Source organism: Streptomyces sp. NBC_00090 (genome assembly GCF_045160815.1).
Classification (GTDB): domain Bacteria; phylum Actinomycetota; class Actinomycetes; order Streptomycetales; family Streptomycetaceae; genus Streptomyces.
In genome coordinates, this window is the sequence record NZ_CP108224.1 from 1795815 (window position 1) to 1810279 (window position 14465).

The 14465-nt window shown below is 73.4% G+C and carries 10 protein-coding genes; 1 reads left to right on the forward strand and 9 read right to left on the reverse strand.

The genetic code is table 11. The annotated features are described in order from the left end of the window. Positions 1 to 244: 244 nt before the first annotated feature. Complete coding sequence (locus tag OG361_RS07840; protein ID WP_384566420.1) at positions 245 to 412, reverse strand: hypothetical protein; 168 nt, start codon at positions 410 to 412, stop codon at positions 245 to 247. A 551-nt stretch (positions 413 to 963) separates the two neighbouring features. On the opposite strand from OG361_RS07840, the gene OG361_RS07845 reads away from it, so the two are divergent. Beyond that, positions 964 to 2148: a protein kinase domain-containing protein gene (locus OG361_RS07845; RefSeq protein ID WP_384566423.1), complete on the forward strand. Its 1185-nt coding sequence runs from the start codon at positions 964 to 966 to the stop codon at positions 2146 to 2148. Positions 2149 to 2246: 98 nt separating this feature from the next. Here the strand turns inward: OG361_RS07845 and OG361_RS07850 are convergent, their stop codons facing one another. The 8 genes from OG361_RS07850 to OG361_RS07885 form a co-directional block, all read right to left on the reverse strand. Next, positions 2247 to 3065, reverse strand: coding sequence for a TrmH family RNA methyltransferase (locus OG361_RS07850; RefSeq protein WP_405852612.1), 819 nt, complete (start codon positions 3063 to 3065; stop codon positions 2247 to 2249). 74 nt (positions 3066 to 3139) lie between these two features. Further along, positions 3140 to 4381, reverse strand: a complete 1242-nt coding sequence (gene cobA, locus OG361_RS07855; RefSeq protein WP_384566429.1) for a uroporphyrinogen-III C-methyltransferase — start codon at positions 4379 to 4381, stop codon at positions 3140 to 3142. Positions 4382 to 4697: 316 nt separating this feature from the next. Then, the gene (gene cobT / locus OG361_RS07860) at positions 4698 to 8531 is read right to left on the reverse strand and encodes a nicotinate-nucleotide--dimethylbenzimidazole phosphoribosyltransferase (RefSeq protein WP_405852613.1); all 3834 of its coding nucleotides are present in this window, start codon (positions 8529 to 8531) and stop codon (positions 4698 to 4700) included. Positions 8532 to 8838: 307 nt separating this feature from the next. Next, positions 8839 to 10155, reverse strand: coding sequence for a precorrin-6y C5,15-methyltransferase (decarboxylating) subunit CbiE (gene cbiE, locus OG361_RS07865; protein WP_405852614.1), 1317 nt, complete (start codon positions 10153 to 10155; stop codon positions 8839 to 8841). 110 nt (positions 10156 to 10265) lie between these two features. Further along, positions 10266 to 10901 carry a GNAT family N-acetyltransferase gene (locus tag OG361_RS07870; RefSeq protein WP_405852615.1) on the reverse strand — a complete coding sequence of 212 codons (636 nt, stop codon included), beginning with the start codon at positions 10899 to 10901 and terminating at the stop codon, positions 10266 to 10268. A gap of 207 nt (positions 10902 to 11108) precedes the next feature. Further along, complete coding sequence (locus tag OG361_RS07875; RefSeq protein ID WP_405852617.1) at positions 11109 to 11972, reverse strand: MetQ/NlpA family ABC transporter substrate-binding protein; 864 nt, start codon at positions 11970 to 11972, stop codon at positions 11109 to 11111. 119 nt (positions 11973 to 12091) lie between these two features. Further along, positions 12092 to 12760, reverse strand: a complete 669-nt coding sequence (locus OG361_RS07880; RefSeq protein ID WP_405852618.1) for a methionine ABC transporter permease — start codon at positions 12758 to 12760, stop codon at positions 12092 to 12094. Beyond that, the gene (locus tag OG361_RS07885; RefSeq protein WP_405852619.1) at positions 12757 to 13815 is read right to left on the reverse strand and encodes a methionine ABC transporter ATP-binding protein; all 1059 of its coding nucleotides are present in this window, start codon (positions 13813 to 13815) and stop codon (positions 12757 to 12759) included. The genes OG361_RS07880 and OG361_RS07885 overlap by 4 nt, the downstream gene beginning before the upstream one ends. Between the last annotated feature and the right edge of the window lie 650 nt (positions 13816 to 14465).

A 14465-nucleotide genomic window follows, 5' to 3' on the forward strand; every position in this document is an offset into this window, starting at 1 on the left:
GCGGCGAGCGAGCGGGCCGGACCGGGAGGACGGGGTTCGGGGCGGGGCGGGGGGCGGGTGCCGGATGTGGCCGGGGCCCGCTCACGGACGAGCGCACGGATACGGGGACGGGGTCGGGAAGCGCGAAGGCCGGTCAGCTCCCCAGCTGACCGGCCTCACGCTGCCGTCCGCCACACCCCCGTCCCCACGGGGTTGATGGCCGGATGTCCCCGACCCGGGCCGCTCTCCCGGGTCCGGGGCGCTGTCAGCGCCCCAACATCACGCCCACGGACGACGCCTGTGTGACCACCGCGTCCCAGCCGCCGAAGACGACTACGAGCAGGGCCGCGAGAGGGAGGACCATGGCCGTGGCCACCAAGGGGTGACGTCGGCCCGAGGGGCTGGTGGTCGACCGCGGTGCCGTGTACGCCATGGTTCCTCTCCTGTCGTGTCTGACGCGGCGGGTGCGTGACCTCGGGGGACGAGTGCTGCACCCGCCGCTTGACATCAACATTAGGGAGCCGGAGGGCCCGGGACGTCATGCCCGCGTATCGACTTGCGGGCCTCCGGGAGGATGACGACCGGCCGCACGGCGTACTCCCCTGGGTGGAGACGGGGGCCCCGAAGTGAGGGTCTTCCCGGAGGGGTCGGGGCCCTCCGGGGCCGGGGCGGAGGGCCCGTCGGGCGCGCTCCGGTGGGTGCGGGGCAGGTCACCGGGCGTGACATCGCTCACGTCGCGGGGCCCTGCCCGTATCCGCCGGCCCCGGAGCCCCTGGAGGCGTCGCCCGGGGCGCGGCGGGCGTCTCGCGACCCTCCGTCAAGTGAGGGACCGCAAAAGGATGTTGAGCCGCGCCCCGGCTCCGTACGACTGTTCAGCGTCCCCCTCAGCACTGACAATCGATCCCGGTGCGAGGGCGCGGCCTATGAGCGCGTCCGGGCGCCACTACGTAAGCTGTGCCACGTCGAACGGACGAGGGGACGGACATGGCGATGATGCGGCTCCGGCGCGAGGATCCGCGGATCGTCGGGTCGTTCCGGCTCCACCGCAGGCTGGGGGCCGGCGGGATGGGGGTCGTGTACCTCGGGTCCGACCGGCGCGGTCAGCGCGTGGCGCTCAAGGTGATCCGGCCCGATCTGGCCGAGGACCAGGAGTTCCGGTCGCGCTTCGCCCGTGAGGTGTCGGCGGCCCGGCGGATCCGCGGCGGCTGTACGGCCCGGCTCGTCGCCGCCGACCTGGAGGCCGACCGCCCCTGGTTCGCCACTCAGTACGTGCCCGGCCCCTCGCTGCACGACCGGGTCGCCGAGGAGGGCGGACTGCGCGCCACCGACGTGGCCACGATCGGGGCCGCGCTCTCCGAAGGCCTGGTCGCCGTCCACGAGGCCGGGGTGGTGCACCGCGACCTCAAGCCCTCGAACATCCTGCTCTCCCCCAAGGGCCCCCGCATCATCGACTTCGGGATCGCCTGGGCCACCGGGGCCAGCACGCTCACCCACGTGGGTACGGCCGTGGGCTCGCCCGGCTTCCTCGCGCCGGAGCAGGTGCGAGGGGCGGCGGTCACCCCGGCCACCGACGTGTTCTCGCTCGGTGCCACCCTCGCGTACGCGGCGATGGCCGACTCCCCCTTCGGGCACGGCAGTTCGGAGGTCATGCTCTACCGGGTGGTGCACGAGGAGCCTCAGCTGCACGGGGTCCCCGACGCGCTGGCCCCGCTGATCCGGGCCTGTCTGGCGAAGGATCCGGAGGAACGGCCCAGCACGCTCCAGCTGTCGATGCGGCTGAAGGAGATCGCCGCGCGCGAGGCCCAGGGGCTGCCGGTCTCACGTCCGCCCGTGCAGCGGGAGCGGTCCGAGGAGCGGAACACCGTCCGCCCGACCGAGCGGTACACGGAGCGCGACACCCGCGGTCACGGCACCGAGCGGGAGGCGGAGCGCGAGCAGCGGGGTCAGGGGCGCGGCCAGGGGCCGTCCTCGCGGCCCTCGCCGGGCCCGCGGACCGGCGGCTCGCGTGGCCCGCACTCCCGCCCGGGCACCCGGCCCGGCGCCCGGTCGACGTCGACGGGCCGCCGCCCCGCCAACCCCCGTCTGCTGCGGCAGCGGCTCTTCGTCTTCGTGGTCGTGACGCTGGTCGTGGCCCTGGGCATCGCCGCCGCGCAGGCCCTGCAGGGCTAGAGGCAGGACAACCCCTAGGGCGCGACACCCCTAGGGGTGTCGCTCAGGGCCTCGCTCCGCGGCCGTGCGGGCCTCGCTCCGGCGTGTGACGGCCCGGGTCAGGACTCCGGTCGGCCCGTCGCCACCGCGTAGAAGGCGACCGCCGCCGCCGCGCCCACATTGAGCGAGTCGACGCCGTGGGCCATCGGGATCCGGACCCATTCGTCCGCCGCCCGCAGCGCCTGGGTGGAGAGGCCGTCGCCCTCCGCGCCGAGCATCAGCGCGACCCGCTCCAGCCGGTGCGGGGCGGCATCGTCGATCGAGGTCGCCTTCTCCGCGGGAGTGAGCGCGAGGATCTTGAAGCCCGCTTCCCGTACGGTCTCCAGACCGCGGGGCCAGCTGTCCAGGCGGGCGTACGGGACGGAGAAGACCGCGCCCATCGAGACCTTCACGGAGCGGCGGTAGAGCGGGTCCGCGCAGTCCGGCGAGAGCAGGACGGCGTCCATGCCCAGGGCCGCGGCGCTGCGGAAGATGGCGCCGATGTTGGTGTGGTCGTTGACCGACTCCATGATCACCACCCGGCGGGCGCCGGCGAGGAGCTCGACGGCGTCCGGGAGCGGCTTGCGCTGCATGGAGGCGAGGGCGCCGCGGTGCACGTGGTAGCCGGTGACGCGTTCGGCGAGGTCCGGCTGGACCGCGTACACCGGCGCCGGGACCTCGTCGATGACGTCGCGCATCACGTCGACCCACTTGGCGGAGAGCAGCATCGACCGCATCTCGTACCCGGCCTGCCTGGCCCGGCGGATGACCTTCTCGCCCTCCGCGATGAACAGGCCCTCGGCGGGCTCGCGTCTGCGCCGGAGCTCGACGTCGGTCAGGCCGGTGTAGTCGCGCAGGCGCGGGTCGTCGGGGTCGTCGATCGTGATGAGTTCGGCCACGGGGTGATACTGCCTTGTCCGGGGTGTGGTGCCAATGTGTGCGACGGTGTGCGACAGGGTTCAGTTACCCCTGGTTACTTCACCAGCTTGCCGGGACCCTCGGTCACGACCTCACCGATGACGATGACGGCCGGCGGACGGACCTCCTCGGCCTTGACCGTCTCGGCGACCGTCGCGAGCGTGGCGTCCACCCGGCGCTGCGTCGCCGTGGTGCCCTCCTGGACGAGCGCCAGCGGCGTCGCGGGGTCCTTGCCGTGGGCGATGAGCGCCTCGGCGATCTTCCCGATCTTGTCGACGCCCATGAGGATGACCAGGGTGCCCGTCAGCTTGGCGAGCGAGGCCCAGTCGACGAGGGAGCGCGGGTCGTCGGGGGCGACGTGACCGCTGACCACGGTGAACTCGTGGGCCACGCCCCGGTGGGTGACCGGGATGCCGGCCGCGCCCGGGACCGAGATCGAGCTGGAGATGCCGGGGACGACCGTGCAGGCTATGCCCTCCACGGCGAGCGCCTGGGCCTCCTCCATGCCGCGGCCGAAGACGAAGGGGTCGCCGCCCTTGAGCCGGACGACGGACTTCCCCGCCTTCGCGTGCTCGATCAGCGCGTTGTTGATGGCCTCCTGGGCCATGAAGCGGCCGTACGGGATCTTGGCCGCGTCGATCACCTCGACGTGCGGGGGCAGCTCGTCGAGGAGGTCGCGGGGACCGAGCCGGTCGGCGATGACCACGTCGGCCTCGGCGAGCAGCCGCCGGCCGCGCACGGTGATCAGGTCCGGGTCGCCGGGTCCGCCGCCGACCAGGGCCACGAAGGGGGTACGGGAGCGATGCTGCGGGGCCGCGATCGAACCGTCCCGCAGACCCTCCAGGATCGCGTCCCGCACGGCGGCCGAGCGCCGCGGGTCGTGGCCGGTGAGCACCGCCACGGTCACGCCCTCGCCGCGGCCGGTGGCCGGGGTCCAGGCGGTGGCCGCCTCGGCGTCGTCGGAGCGCACGCACCAGGTGCGGGTCCGCTCGGCCTCGGCGGAGGCGGCGGCGTTGGCGGTCGCGTCGGTGGTGGCCACCAGCGCGTACCAGACGTCGGCGAGGTCACCGTCCTCGTACCGTCGCTTGACCCAGGTGATCTCGCCGGCCTCGGCCATCGCCTCCACGGAGGGGGTCGCGGACGGGGAGATCAGCGTGATGTCGGCGCCGGCGGCGATCAGCGCGGGAAGCCGGCGCTGGGCGACCTGGCCGCCGCCAAGGACGACGACGCGGCGGCCGGCGAGACGCAGGCCTACGGGGTAGGCGGGGTGCGCCGCGTTCTCGGTGTGCTCGGCCATGGGTGGGCGGCTCCTCGGAGAGGCTGTGCGTGTGCGGGCCGCTGCTGCGGTGAAGCGGCTGGTGGGGTGGGCGGAAGGGCCCTGTGCCCACGATATCGGTGACCGAGGTCCGTCACGCTGTGACAGATCTCCCGGTAGCGGTCCGTGACGTGGGTGCCGCGCAGGGGCCGTGTTCGGGACTGCATGTTTTACGGCGCCTGCGGGGCCCTCTGAAGGTGGGCCTCCCGTACGCGCCACAAAACACGCTCTACGTCCCGAACACGGCCCCTGCGCGTCCCCCACTCCCCTGCGTGGGTGGGAGGACGCGCCGGCGGTACTACTTCTCGGTGACGCCCGCCGAGTCGAACGTGGCGACCTCGTGCATCGCCCGGGCCGCGCTCTGGACGAGCGGGAGCGCGAGGAGCGCGCCCGTGCCCTCGCCGAGGCGGAGGTCCAGGTCGACCAGGGGGCGCAGCCCCAGCTTGTTCAGGGCGGCCACGTGGCCCGGCTCGGCGCTGCGGTGGCCCGCGATGCAGGCCGCGAGCGACTCGGGCGCGACGGCCCGGGCCACCAGCGCCGCGGCACCGGTGGAGACGCCGTCCAGGATCACCGGGGTGCGGAGCGAGGCCGCGCCCAGGATCAGGCCGACGAGGGCCGCGTGCTCCAGGCCGCCGATCGCCGAGAGGACGCCGATCGGGTCCGCCGGGTCCGGCTTGTGCAGGTCGAGCGCGCGCCGGACCACGTCCACCTTGCGGGCGTGCGTCTCGTCGTTGATGCCGGTGCCGCGGCCGGTGACCTCGGCGGCGTCGACCCCGGTGTAGACCGAGATGAGCGCGGCGGACGCGGTGGTGTTCGCGATGCCCATCTCGCCGGTGAGGATCGTCTTGTTGCCCGCGGCCACGAGGTCGCGGGCCGTCTCGATGCCCACCTCGATCGCGGCCAGGACTTCCTCGCGGGTCATCGCGAGACCGGTGGTGAAGTCTCCGGTGCCCGGGCGGACCTTGCGGGGCAGCAGGCCCGGCGTGGCCGGGAGCTCGGAGGCGACGCCCACGTCGATGACGCAGACCTCGGCGCCGACCTGGTTGGCGAAGGCGTTGCAGACCGCTCCCCCGCCGAGGAAGTTGGCCACCATCTGGCCGGTGACCTCCTGCGGCCAGGGCGTGACGCCCTGGGCGTGGACCCCGTGGTCGCCGGCGAAGATCGCGACGGCGGCGGGCTCCGGGATCGGCGGCGGGCACATCCGGGAGAGGCCGGAGAGCTGCGCGGAGATGATCTCCAGCATGCCCAGGGCCCCTGCGGGCTTGGTCATGCGCTTCTGGCGCTCCCAGGCCTCGCCGAGCGCCTTGGCGTCCAGCGGGCGGATGTTGGCGACGGTCTCCTGGAGCAGGTCGTGCGGCTCCTCGCCCGGAAGGGCGCGACGGCCGTACGTCTCCTCGTGGACGACCCAGGCCAGCGGGCGGCGCTTGGACCAGCCCGCCTGCATCAGCTCGGGCTCCTCGGGGAACTCGTCGACGTATCCCACGCAGAGGTACGCGACGACTTCGAGGTGCTCGGGAAGGCCGAGGGTACGGACCATCTCGCGCTCGTCGAAGAAGCTGACCCAGCCGACGCCGAGACCCTCGGCGCGGGCGGCGAGCCAGAGGTTCTCGACGGCGAGCGCGGAGGAGTACGGGGCCATCTGCGGCTGCGTGTAGCGGCCCAGGGTGTGCCGGCCGCCCCGGGTGGGGTCGGCGGTCACGACGATGTTGACCGGGGTGTCGAGGATGGCCTCGATCTTCAGTTCCTTGAACTGCTTGGCCCGGGCCTTCGGCAGCGACTTGGCGTAGGCCTCGCGCTGACGCTGGGCCAGCTCGTGCATCGTCTGCCGGGTCTCGGCGGAGCGGATGACGACGAAGTCCCAGGGCTGCGAGTGGCCGACGCTGGGGGCCGTGTGGGCGGCCTCCAGGACGCGGAGCAGCACCTCGTGCGGGATCGGGTCGGAGCGGAAGCCGTTGCGGATGTCGCGGCGCTCGCGCATCACGCGCAGGACGGCCTCGCGCTCGGCGTCGGCGTAGCCGGGGGCGGGGGCGGGGGCGGGGGCGCCGGGGGCGGGCTCCTCCTCGGCGTCGCCGAGCTGGTCGGTCCCGTCGAGCTGGTCGGCGTCGGGTTCCTCGGATCCGCCGAGCTGGTCGGTCGCGTCGAGTTCCTCGGGTCCGCCGAGCTGTTCGGTCGCGTCGAGTTCCTCGGGTCCGCCGGGCTGTTCGGTTTCGCCGAGCTCTGCCGCCTCCACGAGCTCCGTGGCGTCGACGAAGCCCTCGGGGGCGGTCTCGGCCTCGGGCGTCACGGCTTCCGGCGTCACGGCTTCCGGCGCCGCTGCCTCGGAGTCCGCCACGAGGGCGGTCTCCGGGGCGGGCTCGGCCTCGACGACCTCGGTGGCGACGGCCTCGGCCACGGCCTCGGTCGGCTCCTCGGCCTCCACGGGCTCGGGGAGGGCCTCGGGCTGCTCGTCGAGTGCCGCCACCGTGTCCGTCGGTGCGGCGGGGGTGGGGGTGGGCTGCTGCTCGGAGGCCTGGGCGTCGGCCGCGATCTCGGCCTGGGGCTCGGCCTCGGGGGCCTGCGTGGGGAGGGCCTCGGGGGCTGCCTCCGCCTCTACGGGGATCTCCGCGGGCCCCGCCTCGGCGGGGGTCTCCTCCGGAGCCTGCTCCACCGGGGCCTCGGGCGCGGCGGCGGCCTCGACGGCCGGCTCGACCGGTGCCTGCGCGACGGGCTCAGCCACCTGCGCCGGCTCGTCCACGGGCTCGGGCCGCATCTCGGGCTCCGCGACCTGCTCGGCCGCGGGAGCCGGGATCGGGTCCACGGCGGCCTCGGCCGGCGCGGGCACGGGGACCTCGGCGGCGGGCTCGCCGTCGCGCGGCGCGGGCACCGTGGCCTGGGCGCCGGCGAGCTCCGTGACGGGAAGCTCGGCGGCCGGCTCCGGGACCTCGGGGGCGACGGGCGCCTCGACGAGGACCTCGCCCGCCTGGGCCTCGGGGGCCTCCGCCGGCTCCTCCGCCTCGGCGACGGGAGTCGGCGCCAGGTGCGGGGCCGTCGGGACGGAACCCTCGACCTGCACGAACTGTCCGTTCGGCGGGACGACCGTTTCTGCGGGGAGGACCGGCTGGGGGGCCGCGGCCTCCTGCGGCTGCGCGGCCCACGGCTCGGCGCCCTGCGGCGCGAGCTGCTGGTCCTGCGGGATGTCGAAGTACTCGGGGCCGGTCGTCGGCGGTCCCGGGTTCCGCACGGGCGTCGGCGCGGGGCCGGTGGCCACGACGGGTGCCGGGGCGGGCGCGGGCTGCGGGGCCGGGGCGGGCACGGCGGCCGGACCGCGGTCGGCCAGCGAGAGCACGACGCCACCGGAGACCTCGGGCACGGGCGGGCCCATGTGCAGCGGGCGCCGGGCGGGCGGCGGGGTCGGGGAGCCGACGGGCGGCGGGACGCGGACGCCGCCGAGGTCGACGGAGCCGGAGTCGCGGCCGGCGGCCTCGTGGGCACCGGTGTCGAGGATGCCGGGCTCGTAGCCGTGGTCGGCCAGGACGGGCTCCTGCGCGGCGACGGGGACACCGTGCGCCGGGGTGCCGTGGGCGGGAATGCCGTGCGCCGGAGTGCCGTGCGCGGGGACACCGTGCGCCGGAGTGCCGTGCACGGGAATGCCGTGCACGGGAATGCCGTGCGCCGGAGTGGCGACCGTCTGGGCGATCTGCACGCCCTGCGGCGGCGTCTGGCCCTGAGGGGCGGTCAGCACGTCGGCGAGGACGAAGGAGTCCGGGAGCGGGCCCGTGAGCGGGTCCGGCAACGGGTCCGTGAGCGGGTCCGGCAGCGGGTCGGTGAGCGGGTCGCCCATCGGAGCCGCCGTCTCCGGGGCCGCCGGATGCGGTACGGCCGCCTGCGGCACGCCCTGGTGCGGCACCTGGTTCGGGACCACGGGCGCCACCTGCGGGGCGGCTACGGCGACCGGCGGCGCGGGCGCGACGCCCGGCGGGTGCTCGCTCCAGGCGCCCTGGGCGCCCGGCATCAGAAGAAGGTCGTCGTCCTCGGCTGCGTGCTCGGAGGGGTCCAGGAAGGTGTACGCGTCCGGTGCGGGGATGCCCGGCTGCTCGACCATGCCTGCGTTCTCCGGCAGTCCCTCGCCCGAGACCTGGCCGGTGTCCGTCATGCGTACCCCTCGCCCATCGCTTGTGCTCCTTCAGACCTGCGCCCGTCGAGAACAACGAGCAATTGCGCCGCGCGGCACGAAGGACACGCGGACACCCACTCATTGTCGCGGCCCTCGGCCATCGTGGCAGGCAGATCCACCACGGTGCGCTGTGGACTGCGCCACGTCGCGCGGTCCCCCCTTTTGCGCCGTATCACACCGGTGAGCCGAATGGGCAACCAATTCCGGACATTGCTTAACGACATGCGGAACGTCCCGGTGCGGTACAACAATCGGCCAGCCTACCGCCCCCCGCGGGGCGGGGCGGTCACTGGGCGCGGTCGATCCTGCGTCCGGACAGCAGGAAGACGACCGAACGTTCGCGCTCCGACCAGTCGTCCGGGTCGAGTCCCACGGTCTGGAGGAGGAGGCTCTCGACGGCGTAGCCGCCGTCGGCGAGGGCGGTGCCGATGGCCTCGGCCTCGTCGCGCGTGGAGGCGTGGGCGACGATGCGCTCCGGTCGCCGGTCGGTGCAGGCGGTGACGACGGGGACGCCGCCGGCCGCGATCCGTACGACGTCGGGTTCGGGCAGGCTCTCCAGCACGTGCGGGGCGCGGCCGGGGACCGTCTGGAGGGGTACGCCGTAACGACGGGCGGTCGCCTCGGTGCGGGCGCAGGCGGCCGGGTCGGTGTCCACGGCGAGGACGGCGGCGCCGAAGCGGGCGGCCTCCACGGCGAAGGCACCACCGCCGCAGCCGATGTCCCAGACGAGGTCGCCGACGCGGGGGCCGAGGCGGGCCAGCTGGGCGGCGCGCAGGGCCGGGTCCGCACCGGCGCCGGACCGGACCGCCGGGGCGGCTCCGGTGGTTCCGGTGGTTCCGGTGGTTCCGGTGGCCCCGGTAACCCCACGACCGTACCCCCGCGTGTCGTACTCCTCGGGGGCGTACTCCTCGGTGGGAAGGCCCCAGCCCCGTACGGATCGCACGGCCGGGTCCTGGCCCATCAGCCAGGGTGCGGCCGGGGTGCCGGCGCCACCGCCGCCCACGCCTCCGATGACGAGGACGACGTTGGGGTCGCGCCAGGAGTGGTCGGCGGCCCTGTCGGAGGTGAGGACGGAGACCTGTTCGCGGTCGGTGCCGAGCTCCTCGCAGACGACGAAGGTGCGGTGAACCCCGTCGAGGAGGAGGGCGAGTTCGGCCGGTCCCGCGCCCGGCGAGGTGAGGACGGCGACCTTGGGGTGGGCGCGGCAGACGTTGACGGCGCGGCGCAGGGTGCGCTGGTGGGCGACGACGATCCGGGCGTCCTCCCAGGGCATACCGGCCCGGGCGAAGGCCGCGGCGACGGCGGAGACGGCGGGGACGACCTCGACCTCCAGGCCGTGCTCGGGGGCGCGCAGGGTGCGGACGACGCCGAAGAAGCCGGGGTCGCCGTCGGCGAGGACGACGGCGGTGCCCCGGTGGCCCGCGATGCGGCGGGCGGCGAGGTCGACGCTGCCGAGGCGGATGCGTTCGGCGGCGGGGGGCACCTCGGGCAGCGCCAGGTGGTGGGCGGCGCCGGCCACGAGCGTGGCGGCGGAGAGCGCGGACCGGGCCGCCGAGGTGAGGGGCGAGCCGTCCCAGCCGATCACCGTGACCCGGTCGGCCATCGTCGTCTGTCTCCTGTGGTGTTGTCGCAGGTCGGGGGCGTGCCGAGCGTACCCCGCCGTCGCCTCCCGGGCCCGGCTCCCGGGCCGGGCGTCCGGCTGGGCGTCCGGGCTCAGCTCCAGTCGGTGTAGGAGGAGTAGCCGGCCTCGGCCATCTGGTCGGCGACGCCGTCGAGGTCCTCGGGGAGCAGGCCCCAGACGATGAAGTCGGTGCGCAGGTCGGTCCAGCCGCCGTCCTCGGTGCGGGTGCGGGCTATGCAGGCGTTGCGCAGGACGCCCTCGCTGATGCAGCCGATCTTCTGGGCGACCTGCTGGGAGGCGGTGTTGTCCGCCGCGGTGCGCAGTTCGAGGCGCTCGAACTTCTGGTCGCCGAAGAGCCACTGGGCGGTGGCGAGCGCGGCTTCGGAGGCGTAGCCCTCGCCGCGGGCCCAGGGGGCGATGATGTAGGAGATCTCGGTGGATCTGACCCGCCAGTTGGTGTTGCCCAGCTGGATCACGCCGACCAGACGCTGCGTCAGGAACTCGGTGACGGCGAGGTCGATGCCCCGGCCCGCGGCGCGTTCGGCGGGCGCGTACTCGGTGATCCAGGTACGGGCGGCCGCCTCGGTGTAGGGCTGGGGCACCGCGGTCCAGGCGCCGATGAGGTCGTCGTTCATCATCTCGGCGAGGGCGGGGGCGTCCGCCTCTTCGAGCGCGCGCAGCACCAGCCGGTCCGTGTTGATGGAGATGTCCGGAAAGGTGGTAGTCATGCTCAGCTCCATGCCGTGGACCGTCCGAATCGACCGTGAACGCACAGCATGCAGCATGCGGCCGTCGGTGCGCATGGCCGGGTCGGGTGTGCGGGCGGACATGACGAAGGCCCCGCGCACCGGACGGGATGCGGGGGCCTTCGTCACAAGGACTGTACGGGGAAACCGGTCTGACGGTCCCTCGGGCGGTGCCTCGGGTGCCGGGCCTTACTTGGCGACGGCGCCGAAGGCCGGGATGACCGAGCCCTTGTAGGTGTCCTCGATGTACTTCTTCACCTCGGGCGAGTTGAGGAGCTTGGCGAGCTTCTGCACGCGGGCGTCCTTCTCGTTGCCCTCCTTGACGGCGAGGAAGTTGGCGTACGGGTTGTCGTCCGCCTTCTCCAGGACAAGGGCGTCCTTCGCCGGCTGGAGCTTGGCCTCGATGGCGTAGTTGCCGTTGATGACGGCGGCGTCCACGTCGTTCAGGGCGCGGGGCACGGTGGCGGCCTCCAGCTCCTTGAACTCCAGGCCCTTCTTGTCGGTGATGTCGGAGAGCTTGGCGTTGGTGCCGACGCCCGGCTTGATGGCGATCAGGCCGTTCTCGGCGAGCAGCTGGAGCGCGCGGCCGCCGTTGGTGGTGTCGTTGGGGACCGCGATGGTCTGGCCGGGCTTGATGTCCTTCACCGACTTGAGGCTCTTGGAGTAGAGGCCCAGCGGCTCCAGGTGAACGTTGACCACGGGGACGATGGTGGTCTTGTTCTTCTGGTTGAAGTCGTCGAGGTACGGCTTGTGCTGGAAGAAGTTGGCGTCGACCTGGCCGGACTGGGTGGCGGTGTTCGGGAGGACGTAGTCCGTGAACTCCTTCACCTCCAGCTTCAGGCCCTCCTTCTCGGCGAGGTTGTCCTTGACGTAGTTGAGGATGTCGGCGTGCGGCGTCGGGGACGCGGCGACGACGAGCGGCTTGGAGGTGTCGCCGGAGCCGGCCGCGTCCTTGGAGGAGGACGGGTCCGAGGAGGTGCCGCAGGCGGAGAGGCCCAGGGCGAGGGCGGCGGTGGCGGCGATACCGGCGGTGAGCTTGATGTTCTTGCGCACGAAGAGTGCCTCTTTCCGGTGGTGCGGTGGACGCCTGGACAACAAGTCCGGGCTGTTCTTCGAGAAACGAAGCCTGTGGGGTGGGCTCGTGGCCCGCGGTACGACGCGGGCCGTACGGCTCAGGCCGTGCGGCCCCGGCGGGCGAGGAGCCGGACGACTCCGTCGCCGATGAGCTGGACGACGGTCACGATCAGGACCAGGACGACGACGGTGACGAGCATGAACGTGGTGTCGAAGCGCTGGTATCCGTAGGTGACGGCCTTGGAGCCGAGGCCTTCGCCGCCGACCGCGCCGGCCATCGCCGAGTAGCCGATGAGCACGATCACCGTGGTGGTGACGCCGGAGACGAGCGAGGGCAGGGACTGCGGGAGCAGCACCTTGCGGACGATGGTGGGAATGCCGCCGCCCATGGCCTGGACGGCCTCGACGAGCCCGTGGTCGACCTCGCGGATCGCCGTCTCGACGAGTCGCGCGAAGAAGGGGATCGCGCCGATGGCGAGCGGCACGATCATCGCGGTGGGACCGATGAAGGTGCCGACGACGAAGGTGGTGAAGGGGATCAGCGCGATCAGCAGGATGATGAAGGGCAGCGAGCGCCCGATGTTCACGATCGCACCGACGATCTTGTTCACCGGCCGGTTCTGCAGCAGTCCGCCCTTGTCCGTGAGGACGAGGAGGATGCCGAGCGGCAGGCCGCCGAGCACGGTGACGACGGTGGCCCAGAGGACCATGTAGAGCGTGTCGACGGTGCCCTGCTCCAGCAGGGGCTGCATCTCGGACCAGGTCACTTGGCACCTTCCTTGACCAGTACGGGCGCGGTGTCGGCCGGCGCCGCGGCGTCCTCTTCCACGAGCTCGACCTGGAGGCCCTGCTCGCGCAGGAAGCCGACCGGGACGACGTTGTCCTCGTACCGTCCGGGGAGCTCGATCCGCATCCGGCCGATCTGCTTCCCGCCCACGGTGTCCATCGCCGCCCCGAGGATCGAGATGTCGATGTTGTACGTGCGGGAGAGCTGGGAGATGACCGGCTGGGTCGCGGACTCGCCGTGGAAGGTGACGTCGACGACCGTGTGGTCGGGGCCCGTGGGGGCGCCGCTGACCGGGAAGAGCTCGGCGGCCAGCTGGGAGCCGGGGGTGGCGAGCAGTTCGCCGACGGTGCCGGACTCGACGACGCGGCCGTGCTGCATCAGCGCCGCGGAGTCGCAGATCGTCTTGACGACGTCCATCTCGTGCGTGATGAGGAGGACGGTGAGGCCGAGCTGCTGGTTGAGGTCGCGCAGCAGCTGGAGGATGGAGCGGGTGGTCTCCGGGTCGAGGGCGCTGGTGGCCTCGTCGGAGAGGAGGACCTTGGGCTCGCCGGCGAGGGCGCGGGCTATGCCCACGCGCTGCTTCTGGCCGCCGGAGAGCTGGCCCGGGTAGGACTTGGCCTTGTCGGCGAGGCCGACGAGGTCGAGGAGTTCGAGGGCACGGCGGGAGCGCTCGGCGCCGGAGACGCCGAGGATCTCCAGGGGGAGCTCGATGTTGTCCTTGACCGTGCGGGAGGACAGCAGGTTGAAGTGCTGGAAGACCATGCCGATGCTGCTGCGCGCCCGACGCAGGTCCTTGCCGGCGCGGCGGCCCTTTCCGGCGAGGGCGGTGAGGTCGACTCCGTCGACGGTCACGGTCCCGGAGGTGGGGCGCTCCAGGAGGTTGACGCAGCGGATGAGCGAGGATTTGCCGGCGCCGCTCTGGCCGATCACGCCGAAGACCTCGCCCTCACGGACGTGCAGGTCGACGCCGTCCAGAGCGGTGACCTGGCGGCCGCGCGACTCGTAGACCTTGGTCAGGCCCGAAGTGGTGATCACAGGGTTTCCGTCACTGTCGAGTGCGCGGCGCGGGGTCCGCCGGGCACGGGGCATTCGTCATTCGGACAGTCAGGCGCACGGAGGCCGTCCGGCGGGTGACCGGGGGGCAGCGAGTGCGCTGGGGCAGGCACGGTCCGCCGCCGGACGGCGGGAGGAACGGCTCGGCCGTCGGGTCTCGCTTCGGGGCGCGAAACTCAGGCGGGGGCCCTCAGAAGGCGCACATTCGACACATACAACGAGCACCGGGCGTCGTGATCGCCTCGGTCGCAAGGGTGCGGCTGCTCGTCGTGGTCATGTCTGCAAGTAAAGCATGCGCACTCGCGAACGAAAGGGCGGTGTCCGAATAGCGGACGTCGTTGAGACGCCATGCGGACACTTCTCGGGGCGCGTGTCCGCCGCTCCCCCGCGTGTGGCCTGCGGGGACGGCCCTCGGGCGCCGGTACCGGCGCCCGCGTTCGGGAGCCGGGCCGGGGCCGGGTGTGGCCAAGGCCACGTGGTCCGTGCGCCCACCACCGACCGGCCTCACGACGACCCTCTACAGGCCCACCGCCCGGCCCACGACCAGTGCTGGACCGGCCCACCGACCGGCACCGGACCGGCGCCCGACCGGCACCGCGCCGGGCGGCAGGGGGAGGGGGCGAGCGCATCGG

Bases quoted from the DNA above. Each gene is read 5' to 3' on its own strand.
- OG361_RS07840 (WP_384566420.1), bottom strand. From the start codon at position 412: ATGGCGTACACGGCACCGCGGTCGACCACCAGCCCCTCGGGCCGACGT.
- OG361_RS07845 (WP_384566423.1), top strand. From the start codon at position 964: ATGGCGATGATGCGGCTCCGGCGCGAGGATCCGCGGATCGTCGGGTCG.
- cobA (WP_384566429.1), bottom strand. From the start codon at position 4,381: ATGGCCGAGCACACCGAGAACGCGGCGCACCCCGCCTACCCCGTAGGC.
- cobT (WP_405852613.1), bottom strand. From the start codon at position 8,531: ATGACGGACACCGGCCAGGTCTCGGGCGAGGGACTGCCGGAGAACGCA.
- cbiE (WP_405852614.1), bottom strand. From the start codon at position 10,155: ATGGCCGACCGGGTCACGGTGATCGGCTGGGACGGCTCGCCCCTCACC.
- OG361_RS07870 (WP_405852615.1), bottom strand. From the start codon at position 10,901: ATGACTACCACCTTTCCGGACATCTCCATCAACACGGACCGGCTGGTG.